Source organism: Aeromonas sp. Y311-2 (assembly GCF_027706025.1).
In the GTDB taxonomy this organism is placed as follows: Bacteria; Pseudomonadota; Gammaproteobacteria; order Enterobacterales; family Aeromonadaceae; genus Aeromonas; species Aeromonas veronii.
The window spans coordinates 68,786-91,747 of the sequence record NZ_JAPDCL010000008.1 but is presented as its reverse complement, the minus strand read 5'-3'; the positions used below and the strand labels follow the sequence as shown (position 1 = coordinate 91,747).

At 56.2% G+C, this 22,962-nt stretch carries 24 protein-coding genes; 7 read left to right on the top strand and 17 right to left on the bottom strand.

The annotated features are described in order from the left end of the window. Positions 1 to 111: 111 nt before the first annotated feature. From OKC42_RS09825 to arcA, 4 genes are all read right to left on the bottom strand, one after another. Complete coding sequence (locus OKC42_RS09825; RefSeq protein ID WP_005339725.1) at positions 112 to 1,518, bottom strand: YfcC family protein; 1,407 nt, start codon at positions 1,516 to 1,518, stop codon at positions 112 to 114. A 123-nt stretch (positions 1,519 to 1,641) separates the two neighbouring features. After that, positions 1,642 to 2,646, bottom strand: coding sequence for an ornithine carbamoyltransferase (gene argF, locus OKC42_RS09820; RefSeq protein ID WP_005339721.1), 1,005 nt, complete (start codon positions 2,644 to 2,646; stop codon positions 1,642 to 1,644). A 79-nt stretch (positions 2,647 to 2,725) separates the two neighbouring features. Then, positions 2,726 to 3,652 carry a carbamate kinase gene (arcC, locus tag OKC42_RS09815; RefSeq protein ID WP_005339719.1) on the bottom strand — a complete coding sequence of 309 codons (927 nt, stop codon included), beginning with the start codon at positions 3,650 to 3,652 and terminating at the stop codon, positions 2,726 to 2,728. A gap of 62 nt (positions 3,653 to 3,714) precedes the next feature. Continuing rightward, positions 3,715 to 4,935, bottom strand: coding sequence for an arginine deiminase (gene arcA, locus OKC42_RS09810; protein WP_005339718.1), 1,221 nt, complete (start codon positions 4,933 to 4,935; stop codon positions 3,715 to 3,717). Positions 4,936 to 5,682: 747 nt separating this feature from the next. Here arcA and OKC42_RS09805 point away from each other — a divergent pair. From OKC42_RS09805 to OKC42_RS09795, 3 genes are all read left to right on the top strand, one after another. Further along, the gene (locus OKC42_RS09805) at positions 5,683 to 5,859 is read left to right on the top strand and encodes a hypothetical protein (protein ID WP_005339717.1); all 177 of its coding nucleotides are present in this window, start codon (positions 5,683 to 5,685) and stop codon (positions 5,857 to 5,859) included. Between the two features lie 97 nt (positions 5,860 to 5,956). Beyond that, a complete protein-coding gene (locus OKC42_RS09800) occupies positions 5,957 to 6,604 on the top strand; it encodes an AAA family ATPase (RefSeq protein ID WP_005339716.1) in 648 nt (215 codons plus the stop codon). Between the two features lies 1 nt (position 6,605). Continuing rightward, positions 6,606 to 6,974 carry a hypothetical protein gene (locus OKC42_RS09795; protein ID WP_005339715.1) on the top strand — a complete coding sequence of 123 codons (369 nt, stop codon included), beginning with the start codon at positions 6,606 to 6,608 and terminating at the stop codon, positions 6,972 to 6,974. 737 nt (positions 6,975 to 7,711) lie between these two features. Here the strand turns inward: OKC42_RS09795 and hemN are convergent. The 4 genes from hemN to OKC42_RS09775 all read right to left on the bottom strand — a co-directional run bounded on the left by hemN (position 7,712) and on the right by OKC42_RS09775 (position 11,611). Continuing rightward, a complete protein-coding gene (gene hemN, locus OKC42_RS09790) occupies positions 7,712 to 9,085 on the bottom strand; it encodes an oxygen-independent coproporphyrinogen III oxidase (protein WP_270819587.1) in 1,374 nt (457 codons plus the stop codon). Positions 9,086 to 9,116: 31 nt separating this feature from the next. After that, positions 9,117 to 9,557, bottom strand: coding sequence for a DUF2489 domain-containing protein (locus tag OKC42_RS09785; RefSeq protein WP_270819610.1), 441 nt, complete (start codon positions 9,555 to 9,557; stop codon positions 9,117 to 9,119). Between the two features lie 11 nt (positions 9,558 to 9,568). Further along, entirely contained in the window at positions 9,569 to 10,156 is a 588-nt protein-coding gene (yihI, locus tag OKC42_RS09780) for a Der GTPase-activating protein YihI (protein ID WP_270819585.1), read from the bottom strand. An 837-nt stretch (positions 10,157 to 10,993) separates the two neighbouring features. Then, positions 10,994 to 11,611: a c-type cytochrome gene (locus OKC42_RS09775; protein WP_005339710.1), complete on the bottom strand. Its 618-nt coding sequence runs from the start codon at positions 11,609 to 11,611 to the stop codon at positions 10,994 to 10,996. 142 nt (positions 11,612 to 11,753) lie between these two features. Here OKC42_RS09775 and yihA point away from each other — a divergent pair, with 142 nt between their 5' ends. Beyond that, the gene (gene yihA, locus OKC42_RS09770) at positions 11,754 to 12,410 is read left to right on the top strand and encodes a ribosome biogenesis GTP-binding protein YihA/YsxC (RefSeq protein ID WP_005339709.1); all 657 of its coding nucleotides are present in this window, start codon (positions 11,754 to 11,756) and stop codon (positions 12,408 to 12,410) included. Positions 12,411 to 13,187: 777 nt separating this feature from the next. Here yihA and OKC42_RS09765 read toward each other — a convergent pair. From OKC42_RS09765 to OKC42_RS09725, 9 genes are all read right to left on the bottom strand, one after another. Further along, positions 13,188 to 13,448 carry a DUF1488 domain-containing protein gene (locus OKC42_RS09765; RefSeq protein WP_139476748.1) on the bottom strand — a complete coding sequence of 87 codons (261 nt, stop codon included), beginning with the start codon at positions 13,446 to 13,448 and terminating at the stop codon, positions 13,188 to 13,190. Continuing rightward, positions 13,445 to 14,266 carry a shikimate dehydrogenase gene (gene aroE / locus OKC42_RS09760; protein ID WP_263084973.1) on the bottom strand — a complete coding sequence of 274 codons (822 nt, stop codon included), beginning with the start codon at positions 14,264 to 14,266 and terminating at the stop codon, positions 13,445 to 13,447. The genes OKC42_RS09765 and aroE overlap by 4 nt, the downstream gene beginning before the upstream one ends. A gap of 103 nt (positions 14,267 to 14,369) precedes the next feature. Further along, positions 14,370 to 15,278, bottom strand: coding sequence for an oxygen-dependent coproporphyrinogen oxidase (gene hemF, locus OKC42_RS09755; protein WP_043823181.1), 909 nt, complete (start codon positions 15,276 to 15,278; stop codon positions 14,370 to 14,372). A 112-nt stretch (positions 15,279 to 15,390) separates the two neighbouring features. Continuing rightward, on the bottom strand, positions 15,391 to 15,951 hold the full coding sequence (locus OKC42_RS09750; RefSeq protein ID WP_139400095.1) for an L-threonylcarbamoyladenylate synthase: 561 nt from the start codon (positions 15,949 to 15,951) through the stop codon (positions 15,391 to 15,393). A gap of 135 nt (positions 15,952 to 16,086) precedes the next feature. Further along, positions 16,087 to 16,590: a 5-(carboxyamino)imidazole ribonucleotide mutase gene (gene purE / locus OKC42_RS09745; protein WP_270819578.1), complete on the bottom strand. Its 504-nt coding sequence runs from the start codon at positions 16,588 to 16,590 to the stop codon at positions 16,087 to 16,089. Between the two features lie 74 nt (positions 16,591 to 16,664). Then, positions 16,665 to 17,222, bottom strand: a complete 558-nt coding sequence (locus OKC42_RS09740; RefSeq protein WP_005339702.1) for a DNA topoisomerase family protein — start codon at positions 17,220 to 17,222, stop codon at positions 16,665 to 16,667. Between the two features lie 55 nt (positions 17,223 to 17,277). Then, positions 17,278 to 17,751: a DUF494 family protein gene (locus tag OKC42_RS09735; protein WP_270819577.1), complete on the bottom strand. Its 474-nt coding sequence runs from the start codon at positions 17,749 to 17,751 to the stop codon at positions 17,278 to 17,280. Continuing rightward, a complete protein-coding gene (dprA, locus tag OKC42_RS09730; RefSeq protein WP_270819576.1) occupies positions 17,744 to 18,859 on the bottom strand; it encodes a DNA-processing protein DprA in 1,116 nt (371 codons plus the stop codon). The genes OKC42_RS09735 and dprA overlap by 8 nt, the downstream gene beginning before the upstream one ends. A 1-nt stretch (position 18,860) precedes the next feature. Beyond that, positions 18,861 to 19,952 carry a LysM peptidoglycan-binding domain-containing protein gene (locus tag OKC42_RS09725; protein ID WP_139412101.1) on the bottom strand — a complete coding sequence of 364 codons (1,092 nt, stop codon included), beginning with the start codon at positions 19,950 to 19,952 and terminating at the stop codon, positions 18,861 to 18,863. 108 nt (positions 19,953 to 20,060) lie between these two features. Here OKC42_RS09725 and def point away from each other — a divergent pair, with 108 nt between their 5' ends. Genes def through rsmB form a run of 3 tightly spaced genes read left to right on the top strand, consistent with a single transcriptional unit; the run spans position 20,061 to position 22,883 of the window. Continuing rightward, positions 20,061 to 20,573 carry a peptide deformylase gene (gene def, locus OKC42_RS09720; RefSeq protein ID WP_270819574.1) on the top strand — a complete coding sequence of 171 codons (513 nt, stop codon included), beginning with the start codon at positions 20,061 to 20,063 and terminating at the stop codon, positions 20,571 to 20,573. 12 nt (positions 20,574 to 20,585) lie between these two features. Further along, positions 20,586 to 21,530: a methionyl-tRNA formyltransferase gene (gene fmt / locus OKC42_RS09715; RefSeq protein WP_064338967.1), complete on the top strand. Its 945-nt coding sequence runs from the start codon at positions 20,586 to 20,588 to the stop codon at positions 21,528 to 21,530. 60 nt (positions 21,531 to 21,590) lie between these two features. Then, positions 21,591 to 22,883: a 16S rRNA (cytosine(967)-C(5))-methyltransferase RsmB gene (gene rsmB / locus OKC42_RS09710; RefSeq protein ID WP_005356215.1), complete on the top strand. Its 1,293-nt coding sequence runs from the start codon at positions 21,591 to 21,593 to the stop codon at positions 22,881 to 22,883. The last annotated feature ends 79 nt before the right edge of the window (positions 22,884 to 22,962 follow it).

Sequence of the window (22,962 nt, the reverse complement as noted above, 5' to 3'; positions counted from 1 at the left end):
GAGGCGACCCGCGGGTCGCCTTTTTGTTGCCTGCTACTTTGTGCCCATCACTTCTTGCGCCCATAAAAAACGGGAACCCGCAGGCTCCCGTTTCATCTTGCTTGTCATCCCTCAGGAGAGCACGGCGCCCAGGCTCAGGCAAACCACGATCAGCACGGTCAGGATTCCGAGCAGCGGAGCCACCCACTTCAGCCAGCGCACATAAGGCACCTTGGCGATGGCCAGACCGCCCATGACCACGGCGGAGGTCGGGGTCACCAGGTTCACCAGACCGGAGGCAGACTGGTAAGCAGTCACCACCAGATCGCGGCCCACGTTGGCGAAGTCGGCCAGCGGCGCCATGATCGGCATGGTCAGTACGGCCAGACCGGAGGAGGACGGCACCAGGAAAGAGAGCACCACTTCCAGCACGAACATCACGTTGATAAAGACGATGGTGGAGAGGCCGGTCACGATCCCTTCTGCACTGTGCAAAATGGTGTGAGTGATCATGCCGTTATCCATTACCACCACGATACCGCGGGCGATACCGATGATCAGCGCCACCCCTAGCAGGTCACGGGCACCGTCGATAAAGTTGGAGGTCAGCTCCTCTTCGCTCATGCGGGAGATGAGACCAACGATGATGGCAGCAGCCAGGAACACGCCGGAGATCTGCGCCATCCACCAGCCCAGCACGGCCACACCGTAGATCATCACGGCGAAGGCGGCGACGAAGATACCCAGCACGATTTTACGGGTCAGGGTGAACTCCAGCATCTGGTCGCTCTTGTTGCCAAGGAAGTGGGCACGGTTCTCTTCCCACTTGTCAGCCACCAGAGATTTACTCGGATCGCTGCGCACCATCTTGGCGTAACGCATGACGTAGGCAACACAGAGCAGCCAACCGGCGACCAGCATGGCAACGCGCAGCCAGATACCGTCGGTGAAGGAGATACCGGCGGCGTTGGCAGCGATAACGGTGGCAAACGGGTTGATGGTAGAACCCAGAGTACCGATACCGGCACCCAGCAATACGGTTGCCGCGGCGACCACAGGGTCGAAGCGGGCGGCCATCATCACCGGCACCAGCAGGGTGTAGAACGGCAGCGACTCTTCGGCCATGCCGTAGATGGTGCCGCCTGCGGCGAACAGCGCCATCAGGATCGGGATCATCCACTCTTCCCGGCCGCGCAGGCGGTCGGTCACACGTTCAATACCGGCATCGATGGCACCTGTCTTGGTCACAATGCCAAGAAAACCACCGATGATCAGGATAAAGAGGGAGACGTCGATGGCGCCTGCCTCATAGGTGTCGTGGTTGTAGAGGCCATCGATAGGTGCCAGCAGCACGTCGACGATCCCCTGGGGATTCCCCTCCACCAGTTTGTAGGTACCCGCCACCGGCACTTCTTTGCCGAGGGCTTCGTTCATGGTCATCTCGTATTTGCCGGCCGGCACTATCCAGCTCAGGGCGGCCACCAGGGCGATCAGCACAAACAGTATCGTGTAGGCTGACGGGAACTTGAATTTGGTCATGGTCCAGCTTCCTTCTGTGGGTGTGGTATCCATGCAGGCTGCGGGTTGTAGGGTTAGAGGTATTATGCCGCTGTCACATGGTCGAAAAGCCGGGGGTCGCCCCCCGGCACCACTACTGCGACCTTAGTCGCCCAGCGTAGCAACCATCACTGCCTTGATGGTGTGCATCCGGTTTTCGGCCTCGTCGAACACGATGCTGTGCTCGGATTCGAACACGTCCTCGGTCACTTCCAGGCCTTTCATGCCATATTTGTCAGCCACTTCCTTGCCCATGGTGGTCTCGTCGTTGTGGAACGCGGGCAGGCAGTGCATGAACTTCACATCCGGGTTCTTGGTGGCATTGATGACATCCATGTTGACCTGATACGGGGTCATCAGTTTGACGCGCTGATCCCAGGCTTCTTTCGCTTCACCCATGGATACCCAGACGTCGGTGTAGAGGAAGTCAGCACCCAGCACACCCTCTTTCACATCTTCGGTCAGGGTGATGCGTGCGCCGGTCTCTTCGGCGATCAGGCGGCACTTGGCAACCAGCTCCTCTTCCGGCCAGAAGGCTTTCGGTGCGACCAGACGGATGTCCATGCCCATTTTGGCAGCGCCGACCATCAGGGAGTTGCCCATGTTGTTGCGGGCATCACCCAGGTAGGCGAACTTGATTTGATCCAGACGCTTGCCCTTGCCGTGCTCCAGCATGGTCATGAAGTCGGCCAGGATCTGGGTCGGGTGGAATTCGTTGGTCAGGCCGTTCCAGACCGGGACTCCGGCGTAGGCGCCCAGCTCTTCCACGATCTCCTGACCGTAGCCGCGGTATTCGATACCGTCATACATACGACCCAGTACCCGGGCGGTGTCCTTCATGGACTCCTTGTGACCGATTTGGGAACCGCTTGGGCCAAGGTAGGAGACTTGCGCGCCCTGGTCGAAGGCCGCCACTTCAAACGCACAGCGGGTACGGGTGGAGGTCTTCTCGAAAATCAGGGCGATGTTTTTACCGACCAGATGCTTGCGCTCGTAGCCACCGTATTTGGCTTTCTTCAGGTCGATGGCCAGATCGATCATGTATTGGATTTCGCGCGGGGTGAAGTCCAGCAGTTTCAGGAAGTTACGGTTACGCAGATTAAAAGCCATGATGAGTTCTCTCTATATATGTTTCAGACCAGTTCGGGCAGTAGTGTTGACTACGCATTCTCAGTACAGATATCGGTAATTACGCATGTACGGTGCGGGTGGCGACGATATTGGTGCCGGCTTCACCCTTGAGGATGGCGAGGCCATCTTCCAGCGAGCCGATGCCAACCATGCCGCCGGTCGCTTTGACAAATTCACAGGAGGCTTCGACTTTCGGCCCCATGGAACCTGCGTCGAACTTGACCCCGGCCAGCTCGTCCGGGCTGGTGACTCGCAGCGGACGCTGGGTCGGCTTGCCCCAATCCAGATAGACGGCATCGGCGTCGGTCAGGATCAGCAGGGCGTCGGCCTTGATCTGCTTGGCCAGGTAGGCGGCAGACATGTCTTTGTCGATGACGGCTTCGATACCGGTCAGGCTCTGGCCATCCCAGGTCACAGGGATGCCGCCACCACCGGTACAGATGATGAGGTGGCCCTGGGCAATCAGGGTTTCGATGGCATCGCCTTCAACGATGCGCTGGGGCAGCGGGGACGGCACTACACGGCGGAAGAACTTGCCGTCAGCCTTGACCACCCAGTGCTTCTCTTCTGCCAGGGTGCGGGCTTCAGCCTCTTCGTAGACGGGGCCGATAAATTTGGTCGGGTTGGCAAATGCCGGATCCTTGGGATCAACCTGCACCTGAGTCAGCAGCGCGGTGACGTTGCGGCTCGGCATCAGGTTTTTCAGCTCCTGGATCAGCATGTAGCCGATCATGCCCTGGGACTCGGCACCCAGCACATCCAGCGGATAGGGGGATACCTTGGTGTAGGCGCTGTTTTGCAGGGCCAGCAGGCCGACTTGCGGGCCGTTGCCATGCACCAGCACCACGTTGTACTCCTGAGCGATCAGGGCGATGGTCTTGGCGGCAGTTGCGATGTTCTTGCGCTGGATATCCGCTTCCAGTGGCTCACCACGACGGAGCAGTGCATTGCCACCCAGAGCGACGACGACAGTTGGTTTTTTCATAGTGGTTAATCTCGAGTTTGGTTCTGTGTGGCGCCAGCTTCTGCCGGCGCCACGCCGTCTCATCAGATGCTGTCGCGTTCCATCGGGCAGCTCATGCAGCGGGCGCCGCCGCGGCCACGGCCCAGTTCATCACCCGGAATGGAGAGAACTGTGATGCCGGCCTTGTCATATTTCTCATTGGTGTAGGTATTGCGCTCGTAACCCACCACCACGCCGGGACGTACGGTCAGTACGTTGTTGGCGTCGTTCCACTGCTCGCGTTCGGCTTCGAAACTGTCACCACCAGTGGTGATAATCTTCAACTGATCCACGCCCAGTGCTTTCTCGATAGCGGTGACGAAGTAACCCTCTTCCTTGATGTTCATGCCGGTGGCGCCGCCCGGAGTCAGGCTCCAGCACTGCACATCCTTGCGGATCACTTCCGGATAAACGGAGAAGGTGTCGATATCCATGTGGGTCATCACGGTATCCAGGTGCATGCAGCTGCGGTGCTTCGGCAGCTCCATGGCGATGACCTGCTTGGCCTGACCATGTTTGAACAGGCTGCGAGCCAGGTGCTCGACACCTTGCGGGGTAGTGCGCTCGGACATACCGATCAGCACGGCGCCGCGGCCGATAACCAGTACGTCGCCACCCTCGATGGTGGAGTTGTCGTAGTCACGCTCCTCGTCACCGAAGTACTTGATGAAGTCCTGACCGGCAAACATCGGGTGCCAGCGGTAGATAGCCTTCACATGGTTGGTCTCGCGGCGACGGGCTGGCTTGGCCATCGGGTTGATGGAAACGCCACCGTAAACCCAGCAGGAGGTGTCACGAGTGAAGAGGTGGTTGGGCAGCGGCTCGATGATGAAATCGGTCGGAGCGTGCATGCCCACTACCATGTTGACGCCGCTGTAGGGCATCTCGGAGTAAGTCAGGCCGCCGGAGAGAATGCGGGCTAGTTCGCGGTGCGGCATGTCAGCCAGGAAGCAGCGCACGTCGTTGGCAAAAGAAGAGCCGAGGCGGTAGTCGGAGACCTGATGTTGCAGCAGCCAGGTTTTGGCTTCCGGCACATCAAGTGTTTCCGCCAGCAGATTGGTCAGCAGGAAAACTTCGACATTCTGATCGCGCAGTACCTGAGCGAATTTGTCGTGCTCCTGACCGGCGCGTTCAACAGACAGGACGTCATCGAACAGCAGATCCTGGCAGTTGGAAGGAGTCAGACGCTTCAGACTGAGGTTGGGGCGGTGCAACATGACACGGCGCAATTGGCCAACTTCAGAACCTACATAAAATTTGCTCATGATTATATTCCGTCTAGCAGTGGTCCCTGCGAGTGATTGAATAGATTCCTTCTATTCATGCTCGTGGCTAAGGCGGGATATTCTTTATGTAGGGTAATCGGCTTATGTTCTATCCTGCCCTTGCCTTTCGAGACCGAGGTTAGCCCTGCGAATCACGACAAACTTAGACATTGATCACATTCACTCAGAACTGAATATATTCACCATCCAATCTATGACCCCGGTAGCAAATTGCGCATTTTCCAAACAAATCGCACCGAATAACCATGCAAAACCACCCTGCTATATTTCAGGTTGATTCATTTTTTATTCATGCCAGTTCACTGGAGTGATTAAATGAAAATAACAAAAACTGTTAAAAATCATCACTATAAATAACTTTACAAATATAATTTGAATATTACTCCCTAAGTATTGAATACATCGCCGTGACGGGAGGAGCACGGGAGAAATAAATACTCACATCGACCACATTCACTGCATAAATCTTTTCTTGTTCCAGATCATGGCATTGATGCCAACCCCATCAGGCTCGGCCTCATCAGTCACCACCTCTTTGTGCAGTTCAACTTAATATGCACAAAGTCCGCATCAAGGTGGCCAGCCATCCTCGTCGGTCACCACAACGCCTTTTGATACTTTTTTCATTAATTGAATTTATTCGTCTCACCTTGCGCTGGCGCCAACCTCGACTTAACTCAGAAAGTGATCCAGATCACACAGGAATGGCACTACCAAGGAGTTGTTATGAAAATGAAACCCATGCTGTTGCTCGCGACTTTGCTGCTCTCTGCGCTCCCCACCCTCAGTCAGGCTGAAGGAGCCCCTGCCATGCCCATGGTGGTATGCCATGTCGACAAGGCCCCCCAGATGCTGGTGCCTGACTATGTCTGCCGCTGGCAGGGAGGCAGCGTTCATTACTAGTCGAAACAACGAGAGGAGCATCACTCCTCTCGCCTTGTGATGAGACAGGCCCCTCCTATACTGAAATCAGCGGTTTTCTCATGGATAGGGGAACGTCATGATCTTGTTGGTCGGTGGAGAGAAGGGGGGGAGTGGCAAGAGCTGCCTGGCACAAAATCTGGCGGTCTACCTCAGATCCCAATTTCAGGGGGAGGTGTTACTGGTCGACTGCGACCCGCAGCGCACCACCTCTGACTGGATTCAGGAGCGCAACGACAACCCGGAGCTGCCACAAATCAACTGCGTACAGCTCTATGGCAATATTCGCAACGACCTGCTCAGCCTGAAAAACCGCTACGACTACGTCATCGTCGATTGCGGCGGGCAAGACAACCGGGCACTGCGCTCCACTATGGCTGTCGCCACCCACGCCCTGATCCCCTTGCGCCCGAAACGCCGTGACCTCAAGACCCTGCCCCACATGGAAGATCTCATCACTACATGCAAAATGGTCAATCCGACCCTCAATGCAGCCGTAGTGCTGACCCAGTGTCCCGCCCTGCCCAATCAGGTAAAACGCATTCTGGAAGCGAAAGAGGTTTGCTCCTCGTTCGGTGTCGACGTCCTGAACGCCATCACCTATGGCCGCAACGTCTATGACGACAGCGAAGAGAAGGGACTGTCGGTGATGGAGATCGAGCCGGATGGCAAATCCGCCGAAGAGATCCGGGCCATCGCCAAAGAGTTCCTGCAAGTGGGGGTGTGAGATGGGTCTGGCCGATCTGAAGAAAAAGCACCAGTTGCATCACCAGAAGAAGTTCACCGTCGACGAATTTATCGAAGATGCGGAGTTCTACGCCAAGGGCAAGCCCAAGGTGGTCAGCCTTGAACTGGGCCTGCATCGTGACGAGGCGTTGTCGGCGCTGGCCTTTATCGAGAGTGGCGAGCACCTGAAGCCCAGCTACAAAAAAGCCACCTTCTCCATGAGCACGGTGGCAATCGACGAGCTGGGTAATCTGACCCAGCAAGATGGCATGAACAAGTCCCTGTTGCTGCGCCTTTTTACCCACTACTTCTCTTCGCTCACCCCGGAAGAGCGCCAGACCATCTATGAGCGGCTCAACCAGCGCTCATAATTTCTCCATTCAACCGCTCTTTGTGTGCCCCACCAACTCACCCCGAATGACCATCATCAGACTGCAACATCTGTTTCTGAAGCAACCAAAACGCCGTGTAAGAGATCTGCCATTCCAGATGTAAGCCAACAGCCGAAAAGATCCCCGAGATAATCGGAAGATAAGATCTTAAAACATGAAGATGATTAACTTAAATATCTGTTTATAAATAAAAAAATCGAAACCCATAACTTTCGAAATAGCTAATGACAAAAACGTTTTCCAATCTGGCGTTGTAGCCGGTTAGAAAATCCTTATAGTTACTCATGCACGGACGCAATGAAGTCAGTCAGGAAGACTGGCTGCCAGGGTTGGGCAAATGGACTCACCACAGGATGTGGTAAAGGACACCTCCCAGGACGGAGAAAGTGCGACGGGACAGGATGACTCGTCAGGCCAAGATGGCTAAAGGACACCCCAAAGGATTGGGAAGGGGAAACCTAAAGGAAGAGGTAAACAGTCAGGGATTGCAGGGAGCAACTTCGTTCAAGGATCTGAGCGATACGACTACCGGGGGCGACGCAAGTCGCCCCCATCTTTTTATCTGCATTTCACCGTCCCCTTGCTTGGCTCTCAATTGCTTGCCTCAGCGCAGAGACTTCTTACCAGAACCTTTCCGACCCGCTGCTTAAGCAAAAATACATATGAAAAGGGCGCCACGATGGCGCCCCTTTCTGTTTTCTGATCGGCAAACAAGCTTATATCACGCGAGAGAACTGTTGCTGGCGCGCCTTGTTGCGCAAGTACACGTCGAAACACATGCAGATATTGCGGATCAGCAGCTGCCCCGTGGAGGAGACCTCCAGACCATCCTCCGTCATACGCACCAATCCATCGTTGATGAAGGTCTGCAGCAGCTTGAGATCGTCGGCAAAATACTCTCTGAAATTGAGACCGTGCGCCTGTTCGACAGCGGCAAAGTTCAGGCGGAAATCACAGATGAGCCGCTTGATCACCTCACGACGGATCAGATCATCCTGATTGAGCGAGCAGCCTTTCCACTGGGCATGACCCAGCTCTGCAACCTGTGCGTAATAGGCCTTGAGCTCTTTCTGGTTCTGGGAATAGGCATCACCGATCATGCTGATGGAGGAAACCCCCAGCCCCAGCAGATCACAATCTCCTTGAGTGGTATAGCCCTGGAAGTTGCGGTGCAGCTTGCCCTCGCGCTGCGCCACTGCCAGCTCGTCATCGGGTTTGGCAAAATGGTCCATACCGATGAACTGGTAACCCTGACCGGTGAGGAAGGCAATGGTGTCCTGCAGCATGGCCAGCTTCTCCTGCGGAGCAGGCATGTCGTCTTCTTTCAGCTTGCGCTGGGCGGCAAAGCGACTCGGCAGATGGGCATAGTTGAAGATGGAGAGGCGCGCCGGATCTGTCTTGAGCACTTCTTCCAGCGTATGGTGGAAACTGGCACGATCCTGATGCGGCAGGCCATAGATAAGGTCGAGGTTGGTCGAGCGGAAGCCTAGTTCACGGGCCCGTTCCAACATGGCTTTAATAAAGTCGTTGTCCTGCTCGCGGTTGACTGCGACCTGTACATCCTTGTTGAAGTCCTGCACCCCAAGGCTGATGCGGTTGAAGCCGACATCTCGCAGCACATCCAGCATGGTAATGGCAATCTCGCGCGGATCGACCTCGATGCTGAACTCCCCCTCTTCGGCGAAATGGAAGTGCTCACGCAGCATGGCCATCAGACGGCGCGTTTGTGCTTCATCCAGATAGGTGGGTGTACCGCCACCCCAGTGCAGCTGGGTGACCATACGGTGCTTGAAGAGCGGGGCTTGCGCCTTGATCTCCTGCTCCAGGTAGTCGAGGTACTCGTCAGCCTTGTGCTGATGGCGGGTAATGACCTTGTTGCAGCCGCAGTAGTAGCAGAGCTTGTGACAGAAAGGGATATGCACGTAGAGCGACAGATTGCGCTCGGGATACTGGCCGGCAGCGTGGACAAAATCCGGATAGCCGAAGCTCTCGTTGAACTCCAGCGCAGTGGGATAAGAGGTGTATCGCGGGCCACTGTAGTTATATTTTTCGATCAGGGCCTGATCCCACACAATCTGTTCTGCTTGCACGCTCGCTTCCTCTCTTGTTGTTATTGTTGGCTCACCGACCTAACTGAAAATCCTTCAGCTGGGCCACATCCTTGAGGATCTGAGCCTCCAGCTCGGCCTCGTAGCCGCTGCGTTCGAGATCCATCTTCATCACTTCATTGCGCTTGAGGGCGCGTCTGGCCTCATGAGTCGGCATATCTTTCACCTTCTCATACAGCCCGTACAGACCCGGGAACTCGGCAACGAACGCTCGCCCCCCCTTGATCTGCAACGCATCCAGCAGATTGGTCAGCCGAATGGCGCCTTCGGAGTAATCGCACTGCCCCTCCTGCACCGCATGGGCAATGACCCGTACGCTCTCCAGAATTCGCTCATTGCGAACAGTTATAGCCTGCCACTGCATCGCTTGCTGTCGCCTCAGTCTGGCCAGCAGCATGCCTGCATAGATGGCCAATCCTGACAAAATCAGGCCGCCCAACAGGGCGGCCAGCATCCATCCACTCATCACTTTTTCTTCGGCTCAGGCTTGGGTTCCGGCTTGAAATCGACCTGGTTGAAACGGTCCCACAACTCCTCTTCGGAGGCTGGTTTCCGCTCGTCGAACTCGGCGTCATCGCCATCATCAAACGGCAGCTCATCATCTTCATCATCGTCGTTGTCGATGATGCCCAGCTCATCCATCAGCTCCTGATAACGGTCGACACGCTGATCAACCCAGGCCTGCTCGGCCGCTTCCAGAGTTTCACCGGCATCAAGACGATCCAGCAGATCATTCAAGCGGTCATCGTTTTCGATGGAAGCCAGCTCCTGCTCGGGCGTCATCACCAGCTTCTTCTCTTTCACCGCCTTGGGTGCTGCCGGCTTCTTCTGTTTGTCATCAACCACCAGTACTACCGGCTTGCGGGAACCGATACGCGGATCTTTGGACTGGCTGTTGCCAGACTTGTTCTTCGGCTGTTCAACTTGCTGACGAGAACCAGCCTTCAGGCCTTTGCGCTTGGCAGCCCGTTTACGCTCACGGCCTTCCTGAGCACTGACATCAGATTCTTTGCGCTTGCCAGTAGGCTTGCGAGTGGGTTGTTTGGCAGACATGAATGGCTAACTCCGAAAAATAACTGGTTTGACCCGTACCCGGGATGATTTCACCCGGTGGGATACGATGCGAGGAACAGTAAGGCTGGAACAAGAGCAGGATCCCGCACCAATCCGGCCCAATCAGGCCACTGAACACCGCAGGATCGGTATCCTCTGGGCATGTTGCTGGTATTTTGACACAGAATGGCTAATCGGGTTAATGACCCAAAAGAAAAAAGGCAGCCGAAGCTGCCTTGATATGTTCATGCGTGCGCCATCCTGAATGGCAAAACAATCTGTTTCGTCCTCTCCGTGACAACTTGTCGCCGCATCATATCGTTGTGTGGTCATCCTGACCTTATATTGGTCGTTCCTGAATGTGCGTGTGCCTGTTTGACCCGTCTCGACCGCATCCTGCCATCGTGCCGGGGAGTCTGCATCCCGCAACCCCATCCCGCTCCGGAGATGGTCACCATCCTGATCCTTCAATCCTTTGCCAGCTCATCCGAGCCCATGGCATCCCGCCACGCCAGCCATCCTCTGCTCACAACACCCTGTCGTGAAACCGCCACCCAATCCGTGGGTGAATCCATTAAGCCTACTGTACCAACTCTATAAAGAGGCTCAATCCACTCAAAACATTCTCAACATGTCGAAAAATATCAATATTTATATAATCTGTTGATAAGTAATGATTATTTAATATTTTATGCAATTTTATGAGCCTTGGCCTGCCTTGAGAATGGGAGATCTCTTACAGAACGGGGGGATTAAACCGAGAATTATCTGAAAGCCATAAAAACAACGGGGAGCCCAGGCTCCCCGTTTCAACTCAAATCGACCGTATCGACTATATCAGTGCAGACCCGCCACATATTTGGAGAGGGCTTCGATATCCTGATCAGTCAGTTTCTTGGCAACATCCCGCATCATGCCATTCGGATCGTTGTCACGCGTCCCGGCACGGAATGCGGTGAGCTGAGCCTTGATATAGGCAGGATGCTGACCGGACAGGTTTGGATACTTCGCCTGTTCGACACCCGAGCCACGGGGACCATGGCAAGCCGTACAAGCTGCCAGACCGCGACTCATGTCACCACCCATATAGAGTGCCTTGCCCGCTTCGACCACGTCGTCAGGGACAGCGATAGGGGTAACCTTCAGGCTGGAGAAATAAGCCGCCAGGTCATCCATGTCCTGTTCCGACAAAGGTAACGCCATCGGCCCCATCACTGGCGCAACCCGGCCAATTTGACCAGAAGCGGCAGCCTTCAGTTCAACTAACTGCTTTTTGATATATGATGCGTGCTGACCAGCAATTTTGGGGTACATATCAACCAGGCTGTTTCCGTCCGGTCCATGACAAGCCGCACAAACGGCAGCCTTGGTCTGTCCCGCAGCGGCATCGCCCTTGGCTTGTGCCATCCCCGTTACGCCAACCATCAGAGCAAGAGTAATGACTAGGTTCTTCATGGCGTTCCAACTTTTCGTTATTAGGCTTCCAGATCCCATGCCGCTGAAGGCATGTTAAAATAAACGCGTTTAAGCGACGCTATTTTACACCATTTTACAAAAAAGTAACTCTATAACCCTCTATCTCCATGGGGAATTTACGTTGGATACACAAACTCTGAATTTCAATAAGGTGCATTTTGTGACCAGCGCACCCGACATCCGTCACCTGCCAAATGATGGGGGTGTCGAGATCGCGTTTGCCGGCCGTTCCAACGCCGGTAAGTCATCTGCATTGAACACCTTAACCAAACACAAGAACCTGGCGCGCACCAGTAAGACACCTGGTCGTACCCAGCTGATCAACCTGTTTGAGCTGGAACCGGGCAAGCGTCTGGTCGACTTGCCGGGTTATGGTTATGCGCAAGTTCCGCTGGAAATGAAGCTCAAGTGGCAAAAGTCACTGGCAGAGTATCTGCAGCGCCGTGAGTCATTGAAAGGTCTGGTGATCCTGATGGACATCCGCCACCCGCTCAAAGATACCGACATGAACATGCTGGAGTGGAGCTCGCACCGTCAGTTGCCCGTCATGCTGCTGCTGACCAAGGCTGACAAATTGAGCCCCGGCCCGCGCAACAACCAGGTGATCAAGGTGCGCCAGGCCGTTGCCAACCTCGGCTCCCAGATCCAGGTCGAAGCGTTCTCCTCCCTCACCAATATCGGTGTGGAGAAGCTGGCGCAAACCCTGACCGAATGGTACGTCAGTGGTGACGATACCGACCTGCTGAACGCTGACGAACAGCAACCTGCCGAGGAGTAATCTACTCCTCGCTCTCCTTGCAATTGGCGGAGCACTCCTCCGCTGATTGAAAGGGTTTCAGATTGCCGCTTTCACCTGCCTCACGACAAATACCCCGCATTCGCCTCCCCCTGCTATATCCAATACTGCTTAAAGTTCATATAGATAGGCAGTTAATTCACACGAACAATTAACTTAAGTAGGCGTTGATAGCGTTTTCAAATTCGTTCTTTCAAAACGAACAAGAATCACAAAAATAGACAAAAATGAAATTTAATTACAAGGCATAACCGAAAGGGATAAAAATGAGGCCGGACGACAGTGATGCCATCCAGCCTGAAATAATAAGTTCAAAAAATTGGGAAGAAGCTGAATCTTGAGTACCAGACGACAGGTATTCCTCAAGAAGCAGCCTCATTCTATCAAATGCATCGCCAATTTAAAGCATTTACTCTAAATGACACGCATAAAAAAACACCCCGACGAGAACCTCATCGGGGCAGCTATTCAGCCACATTCAATTACGTGAAATAAAAGGTCTGAAAGATAGAACATCTTACCTCTGTACCCTACGCAGACAACTGTACAGCAAAGCAGCAGAAAGTGAAAGTAATTTATGTAATTTAGTTTCACAACTTACAGATTAAGAAAAAATCTTTTATTTTCATGCAGATAAAAAAATCCCCAGTACGAATACCGGGGAGTTATAAAGGTGACTAGCTAGCACTTCCTCAACTATCTAGTTAGTCAGCGCCATTTCAAAGTAGTTCCGCTACAAAACAAAAAAACTTTGAAAAATCAGAGGTAGATAGCGCCATCCTCAGCAAACTCTTGTTCTTCAATGAGTTTTTCAGCCATATCTTCAATATCAAAACGTACACTTTCGAAGGCTCTGACGATGTCATCCTCCCTCGTCAGCGCCAGACCTGTCATTCTCTCCAGTCGCCGCTGGCTGATGTAACAATCTATCAGCGCCCCCATCTGCTGGGCGGGAAAACGCACCCGCTGTTCGTCAGCCTGCCACTCCATCAGCTCAGGAAACAGAATACCCTGGTTCATATCACCCCCAAGTTACGCTTCAACTCTCTCAATACCTGTTTAGTCCCGGGACGAATTCCGCGCCACACGGTAAACGCTTCGGCGGCCTGTTCCACCAGCATGCCGAGTCCATCCATGGTTTGACGGGCCCCATGCTGCTTGGCCCAACTGATAAACGCCGTATCCGAGGCGCCATACATCATGTCGTAGATGGCAATATCAGTGTGGATCAGGGCAGGGGCCAACGGCGGCAGCTCCCCTTGCAGGCTGGCAGAAGTCGAATTGATGACGAGATCGAACGGCCCTGCCAGCTGCTCATAGGTCTGGGCGGTCACGGGCCCCAGATCGTGGAATTCAGCAGCCAGCTGCTGCGCTTTGGTGTGCGTGCGGTTGGCGATCACCAGCTCGCTCGGCAACTCAGCCAGCAGCGGCGCCAATGCACCGCGCGCTGCTCCACCGGCACCCAGCAGCAGGATCCGGCTATCCGCCAGCGTCACACCATGGGACTTGAGATCGGCGACCAGACCGGCGCCATCGGTATTATCCCCCAGCAACACACCATCATCGGTCAGCTTGATGGTATTGACCGCGCCCGCCCGTTTGGCCCTCGGGCTCAAGCGATCGACCAGAGTGAATGCCTGCTCCTTGAAGGGAACGGTGACATTGCACCCCTTGCCCCCTTGGTCAAAGAAGGTGCGCAGGGCGTGGGCAAACTCGTCGATGGCGGGTTCAGCCAGCCCATATTCCAGCTCTTGCTGGGTTTGTCTGGCAAACAGGGTGTGAATGAAGGGGGACTTGCTGTGGCGCACCGGGTGGCCAAAAACCAGATAACGATCCATCAAAGAGTTCCATCAGAGGGCAATATTCCGATTTAACGGGTTTTCGCACTCGGGAACAAGCCGAATAACGGCCAGTAAAAAGGGACCATCATGGTCCCTCGGGTCACAGCCATTCTCGCGGCGTGAGATAGTCGGTATAGAGCAAGGCTTCAGGAGTGCCCGCCTCCGGCTGCCAGTCATACTCCCAACGTGCCAGCGGTGGCATCGACATCAGGATCGACTCGGTACGTCCGCCGGTCTGCAACCCGAACAGGGTGCCACGGTCATACACCAGATTGAACTCCACATAACGGCCGCGACGATAGAGCTGGAACTCGCGCTCCCGCTCGCCATAGGGCAGCGCCTTGCGTCGTTCGATAATCGGCAGGTAGGCATCCAGATAACCCCGACCTACCGCTTGCATAAAGGCAAAGCAGTCGGCAAAAGGCCAGCGATTCAGATCGTCGAAGAAGAGGCCGCCCACCCCTCGCGTCTCGTTGCGGTGCTTGAGGAAGAAGTAGCGATCGCACCAGGATTTGAACTCGGGGTAGATCTCATCACCAAAGGGCTGGCAGAGATCACGGGAGACCTGATGCCAGTGCTGGACATCCTCGGCAAACGGGTAGAACGGCGTCAAATCGAAGCCACCGCCAAACCACCAAATTGGCTCTTCACCCTCTTTCTCGGCAATGAAGAAACGGACGTTGGCGTGGCTGGTCGGCACATAGGGGTTGTGCGGATGGATCACCAGCGACACGCCCATAGCCTCGAACTTGCGACCGGCCAACTCTGGCCGATGGGCTGTAGCAGAGGCAGGCATGGCATCGCCATAGACATGGGAGAAGTTGACGCCCCCCTGCTCGATCACCGCGCCGTGGCGCAGCACACGGGTGCGACCACCGCCACCGCCTTCACGGCTCCAGGCATCTTCCACAAAGTGTCCGGCACCGTCGGCCATTTCCAGACCACGGCAGATCTCGTCCTGCAACTGCAACAGGAAGGCCTTGACCTGGGCCACATCCGGTTTGCTCATCTTGTCTCCAGTCAGGCAGGATCGTGAACGCCCTGTCCATTTTTATAGTTAAATCAATCCACTGAGCTCACCGCTCAGCGGATTGATAGCAAATCATGACGTATCCGCCTGCTCAGGAGGGGCGAATAATGGCGCCGGTTCGGGCGTCCTTGATCTCGGAGGGGTTGGCTTGACCACCCACTTCACCGGGCAGGATATAGGCCAGCTTGCTTGCCAGCCGCTCACCGATATCGGCCACCCGACGGGCAGGCTCCTCACCGGTCAGGTTGGCGCTGGTAGAGACCAGCGGCTTGCCAAAGGCACGGCACAACGCCTGTACCTGAGGATGAGCCGTCACGCGTACCGCCAAGGTCTCGAACTGCCCGGTCAGCCAGGTCGGCGTCGTTGCACGGGCAGGCATGATCCAGGTAAAAGGGCCGGGCCAGCTGGCTTCAACCCGAGCAAGTTGTTCATCGCTAAGCTGGCTCAGATCGATGTAATCCTGCAATTGCTCTACGTCGGCAGCAATCAGGATCAACCCCTTCTCAACCGGACGCTGCTTGATGGCCAGCAGCCGCTGCACCGCCACTTCGGAGTCGGGATCACATCCCAGACCAAACACTGCCTCGGTCGCATAAGCAATCACCCCTTCCTGCTGGAGGGCGGCAACTGCCTGTTCAAATTCATTTGGCATAGGAAAAATGCGGCAGCTTGGCTGCCGCCTCGTCACTTAGTAGCAAGTTGAATCCATACGGCGGCGACCACAACAAAGTGATGTTTTGCTGTAGCACAGGAAAAATACTACACATCCGGATCGCCACCCGTTCACTTACTTGAGTTGAGCCTGCAGGGCGGCATCCTTGGCCATCACCTCTTCGGCATTCTTCTGGCGTTCGGCCCGAACCTTGGCCGCCAGTCCATCATCGGCTACTGCCAGCATCTGGGCTGCCAGATAACCTGCGTTCTTGGCACCGGCTTTGCCGATCGCCACGGTCGCCACCGGTACACCACCCGGCATCTGCACGGTGGAGAGTAGCGCATCCAGCCCCTTGAGCGGGCCACCATCGATGGGCACCCCGATCACAGGACGAGTCGTGATGCCGGCTACGGCACCCGCCAGATGCGCTGCCAGACCGGCAGCACAGATAAAGACCTTGCAGCCACGGGCCTCGGCATCGGTCACATACTGATGGGTCGCAGCCGGCGTGCGGTGCGCGGAGGTGACTTTGACTTCCACTGCGATATCAAATGACTTGAGCACCTCGAGGGTGGTCTGCATCACGGGGAAATCAGAATCAGAGCCCATCAATACGGCAACAAAGGGTTTATTCATGGTGGGAATTTCCTTACTCCAAGTGGGGGGTTGAAGTTCACCGAAAACGTTTCAATCCGGTTGCGGCGGCGGGATTATACCTGCTCACTTTGGTGGCCGCATTTCTTTTGCGGACAGACCCAACGCAGAGTTCCCCTCACTTTTTTCTCTACCATGATGCCCCAACCACACGCGGGGCAAGGCATGGGGATCGGCTTGTCGTTCACCACATATTTGCAATGGGGATAGCCATCACAGGAGTAAAACTGCTTGCCGTAGCGGGAGGTGCGGCTCACCAGATGACCCTTGCCGCACTCGGGGCAGAGGATCTGGGTATCGTCACTCTCCTGCAGGGATTCGATGTGCTGACAGGCCGGATACTGGGTACAACCGACAAACAGACCATAACGCCCCTTCTTGATCGCCAGCGGCTCTCCGCAATCGGGACAGGCAGAGCCTTCGAGCACCTTTTCGATGTCGCGGCCGGATGGCGTCAGGGAGCGTATGTAATCACAGGCAGGATAGGCAGAACAGCCGAGAAAGGGGCCATGTTTGCCCTGGCGGATCACCAACTCGGCCCCGCACTGCGGGCACGGCTCGCGCTCGAAGGCATGTTCGTGGGCTGAAAAGAGGTGATGATCGATTTTTGACATGGGCCGCGCCTTGAAATCCAGATGGCCTGAATTCTACCAGCGCGGCACCGGACTGTCAGTGAATGACGCCGTCTGACTCATCAAACACCAGCTCTTCCATCTGCTGGTAGGCATTTTCATTGCCCGGTACGTTGAACAGCACCATCATGACGACCCACTTCAGGTCATCCAGCTCGATATCCGGCTTGTCCAGCTCGAGCAGGCGCTCGATACAGATCTCGCGGGTTTCGGCATTCAGCACTTGAGCCTGTTCCAGAAAGAGCAGGAAGCCGCGACACTCGGTGCTGAGGCGTGCCAGCTCTTGCGGAGCATAGATACGCATCGAGCCTTGCGCGCTGGCGGTAACATAGACCTCCCGCTCGCTGTCGTGCAGATTGGCCAGTCGCTCCAGCCAGTCGAGCGCCTTGTCGATCTCTTCTTTATCGAAACCGGCCCGGCTCAACTCGTCGGTGAGCTCATCCTGCTCGACCATCACATCTGCATCGCTGTGGATGTAGGTCTCGAAAAGGTACATCAATACATCAAACATGATTCGCCCTCCTCGCTCTGACGTATCCACCGGCTACCGCCATCACTGCACCGGCCAGCTCCAACTCTACCAACCTGCCCAATACCACTTCGACAGGAAGCTGGGCCCGCTCGGCAACGGTATCCACGCTCGTGGTCTCATAATCTACGTTATCCAACAAATCGGCATAAGGCAATTCGCTATTATGCGGTTGCTCAGATGATGTAACCGACGAATGTGGCCGTGCGACCCACTCTGGCAGCTCTTCCACTATATCGGCCGCACTCAGCACAAGTTTGGCCCCCTGCTGAATTAATCTGTTGCACCCTATCGCCTGGGCGTTTTGCGGGGCGCCGGGCACTGCAAACACTTCGCGCCCCTGTTCAAGCGCATAGCGGGCGGTGATCAGCGAACCGCTCTGCTCGGTCGCCTCCACCACCAGAGTTCCCAGCGACAGACCACTGATAATACGGTTGCGACGAGGAAAATGTTCAGCCAGCGGCCCTTTATCCGGCGCCAGCTCGGAGATAAGCAAACCACCGCTCTCCAGAATCTGACCTGCCAGCCCCTGATGGCGTTTGGGGTAGAGGCAATCCAGCCCGGAACCCAACACGGCAAGGGTGATACCGCCACAAGCCAGCGCTTGCTGATGGCAAACACCATCGATACCGAGCGCAAGGCCAGAGGTGATGGCTAACCCGCATCCAACCAGCTCGCTACAAAGGCGGGAGGCATTATCTTTGCCTGCATAGGTAGGATGGCGTGTCCCCACCATTGCCAGCTGGGGTCGCGATAGCGCAGCAAGATCGCCACGACAGTAGAGCAACAGGGGGGCCGCGGGAATTTCCCGTAACAAAGGTGGATAAACCGGGTGATCTTGCGGAATAAGGAGATTGTCAGGCAAAGCAGCCCAAGCCAGGCTCTGCTCAACCACCGGCGAGGGCCAGCGCAGTTGTTTGATCTGCTCTGACGACAACCCCATACCATGCAGTTGCGCTTCATCGCGCTGAAACAGGGCCTCAATACTTCCCCCGGCCCGTTCCAACAGACGTGCAGCGGTCACCGGACCGATACCGGTGACCGCATCGAGAGTTAGCCAGAGCGCCAGACGCGCGTCGGGGTAGTTCACGTCAGAAGTGAGTGACCTGATAGCCCGCACTCACCATGTCGTTACTCTGCATGATGAGACCGTAACTCAGCTTGTCATACACCTTGAACAACATGACACGGGCAATCGCTTCAGAGGGCAATGGTGCCTTCTTGTTGCTGCTGTAAAACACCCGGTTAAAAACCGACGAGAGCTCCTTGTACTGTACATCGCCATTCTTGGTGACCAGAGCAGCACCGGGCCGTCTGACATCCAACACATCCCCGGCGACCAGTTGATCGCGGCCACCCCGGTTGATCAGCACCACATCAAACTTGCCACCACCCCGGGTCTTGTTCGGCAAATCGATGATATAGCCCGGCGTGATGGCAGGTGCCGCTTTCGGTGTGAAGACGGCGGGCATGTTCTCCTGAGCCGGCAGCGGCATCACCTTGTCGCCCTGCAGCACTTCGCGCTGGTTATGAGTGAGGGTAACTTCAGTCCGATCGCCATCAAGACGCGCCACGGCCCGCACCACACCGGCAAAGATCGCCTCCTGGCCCAGCAGTTCACCGGTTTCGCGATCCTTGTAGACCACTCCGGGATGATAAATGCCATAGACCTGCCCCGGTGTCAGGGAGCCCTGCACATAGAGGGTGTCCCCCTCCAGCATGCCGATATGTTTCTGATCCGACCCCAGCAGATAGGGCAAGGTTTTCTGCTGCTGGCTGTCAGCCAGAATATGGTCGGTTTGCAGGAAGGGGCCTATCTCGCTGATAGGCAGGGTCGGAATGGGGTTGGCTTTGTTCTCGTAACGGGTTTTCGGGCCGAGACGGATAACTTGCTTGCCACCCTGCATCGCCTTGCCGAGTCGGGGTTCACCATTGACCCAGCTCAGATGCAGTACATCACCGGGGTAGATCCAGTGAGGATTGGCAATCTGCGGATTGATATTCCAGAGACGGGGCCAGAGCCAGGGTTCGGAAAGATACTTGCCGGAGATATCCCACAGGGTGTCGCCTTTTTGCACTACATAGCTTTCGGGGTAACCCGCTTTCAGCCTCAGCTGATCGGCCACTGCTGCCTGACTCACGGTCACCAGCAGGCAGGCGAGGATGGTTTGCTTCAGATACATAACACTCCCTGTTACTTCTGTACGCAAAGTGTTGCTGTTTTTTGTCGGCGTAAATGACTAGAATTACGCCAATATTGACTGCATTTATACGAAACTAAAGAAAAAACTATGGCCATTCTAGATGTATTGCGTTTTCCCGATGAGCGCCTGCGCACCGTTGCAGCCCCTGTCGAGACCTTTACACCCGAGTTACAACAGATTGTAGATGATATGTTCGAAACCATGTACGCGGAGGAAGGCATTGGCCTGGCCGCGACTCAGGTCGACATTCACCAGCGCATCATAGTGATCGATGTCTCTGAAAACCGTGAAGATCCTCTGGTATTGATCAATCCGGAGGTCATCGAGCAGTGCGGCAGCACCGGCATTGAAGAGGGTTGCCTCTCCGTGCCCGGCAGCCGTGCTCTGGTGCCTCGCGCCGAAGAGATCAAAATCCGCGCCCAGGATCGCAACGGCAAGCCGTTCGAGCTGGAAGCCGACGATCTGCTCGCCATCTGCATCCAGCATGAGATGGATCATCTGGTCGGCAAGCTGTTTGTGGATTACTTGTCCCCGCTCAAGCGCCAGCGCATTCGCCAGAAGCTGGAAAAGATGGCCCGTGAAGATCGCAAAGTCCTCTGAGGATCTGCCCCATTGAATAAGCTGAAACTGATTTTTGCCGGTACTCCCGACTTCGCCGCCCGTCACCTGGCGGCGTTGTTGTCTTCCGACCACGAGGTCGTTGCCGTTTATACCCAGCCTGACAAGCCTGCTGGCCGTGGTCAGAAGCTCACCGCCAGCCCGGTCAAAGAGCTGGCACTGGCCCACAACCTGCCGGTTTACCAACCTGCCTCTCTGCGCAAGGAAGAGGCGCAAGCCGAGCTTGCTGCACTGGGTGCCGACCTGATGGTGGTGGTGGCCTATGGTCTGATCCTGCCCAAGGTGGTACTCGATACCCCGCGGCTGGGCTGCATCAACGTCCATGGCTCCCTGCTGCCCCGCTGGCGCGGTGCCGCACCGATCCAGCGCTCTATCTGGGCGGGCGATGCCGAAACCGGCGTCACCATTATGCAGATGGATGTGGGACTGGATACCGGCGCCATGATCCGCAAAGTGACCTGCCCCATCGCCGCCGACGAGACTTCCGCCAGCCTCTATGACAAATTGGCCGAGCTGGGCCCGCAGGCTCTGGTCGACACCATCAATGCCATGGCCGCCGGTGAAACCGCTGCTGAGGCACAAGATGATGCGCTGGCCAACTACGCCGAGAAGCTCTCCAAGGAAGAGGCCCGTATCGACTGGTCGATGGAGGCTGTTGCCATCGAACGCTGCATCCGCTCGTTCAACCCTTGGCCCATCAGCTGGTTTGAAGTGGCTGACCAGACCGTCAAGGTATGGCAAGCCGCCGTCATTGACAGCGACCACGGTCAACCCGCCGGCACCCTGCTCAAGGCCGACAAGCAGGGGATCGATATCGCTACCGGCAAAGGGGTACTGCGCCTGCTGACCCTGCAACCGCCCGGCAAGAAGGCGATGTCCGTTTCGGATCTGCTCAACTCTCGCCGCGACTGGTTTGAACCCGGCACGCAATTGAATTGAACTGGATTGAATTGACACAAGCGGGGCCCAGGCCCCGACTTGCGCATCTAAGGTAACTCTATGAAAACACGTGCACAGGCCGCTCTCGTTATTCAACAGGTGCTGGATCAGGGTCAATCCCTCTCCGCTGTTCTGCCTGCTGCCCAGGAGAAGGTTGCGCCTCGCGATCGCGCTCTCCTGCAAGAACTCTGCTACGGCACCCTGCGCTGGCTACCCCGCCTCGATGCGGCAGTCAACGAGATGATGGACAAGCCGCTCAAGAACAAGAGCCGCATTTTCCACTACCTCATCCTGGTCGGTCTCTATCAGCTCATCTACACCCGCATTCCGGCTCACGCCGCGGTGGCCGAGACCGTCAACGCCGTCAAACTGCTCAAGGGTACCTCCCTGCGTGGCCTCATCAACGGCGTGTTGCGCAACTTCCAGCGCAGCGCCGAAGTCATTCTGCTGCGTATCGACCGCGTTCCCAGCATTCGCCTCGGTCATCCGGAGTGGCTCACCAAGCGCCTGCGTCAGGCCTATCACGATGAGTGGGAATTCATCATGGAGGCGAACAACCAGCGCCCCCCCATGTGGATCCGCAACAACAGCCAGCGCCAGAGCCGCGATGCCATGCTGGCTCGCATGGCCGAAGCCGGCATCAATGCAGTGGCCGGTGAAGAGGGGGAGGATTGCATCCTGCTGGAGCGTCCCTGCGATGTGACCAAGCTGCCCGGCTTCGAGGTCGGTGACTGCTCGGTACAGGATGGTGCAGCACAGCAGGCCGCGGCACTGCTCGACCCGCAACCGGGCGAGTGGGTGCTGGATGCCTGCGCCGCCCCCGGCGGCAAGACTGCCCACCTGCTGGAACGTCAACCCAAGCTGGCTGGCGTGGTTGCCGTCGATGCCGACGAAAACCGCCTCAAGCGGGTGCAGGAGAACCTGGACCGTATCGGCCTCACCGCCAAGGTGATCCATGGCGATGCGGCGGCGCCGGAACAGTGGTGGCCGGAGGGCCAGTTCGACCGCATCCTGCTGGATGCCCCCTGCTCAGCCACCGGCGTGATCCGCCGCCACCCCGACATCAAGTGGCTGCGCCGTGATCAGGACATCCGCGAGCTGGCCGAGCTGCAGCGCCGTATTCTCAATGCCCTCTGGGGCAAGCTGAAAAGCGGCGGCACCCTGCTCTACGCTACCTGCTCCGTCCTGCCGGAAGAGAACCGCGAACAGATCCGCGCCTTCCTTGCCGCGACCAAAGATGCCAAATTGGTACCGTTGCACGAACAGGACACCCCGGACTGCCCGGGTCGCCAGTTCCTGCCGGGTGAAGCCGAGATGGATGGCTTCTACTACGCCAAGCTGGTCAAGCTGTGACGCTGACATGCTTCTTCCGGGGCAATCGCCATGCAGGCGAAATGTCCCTTTACTGCCTCAACGTGAGTAGACGTTCCCT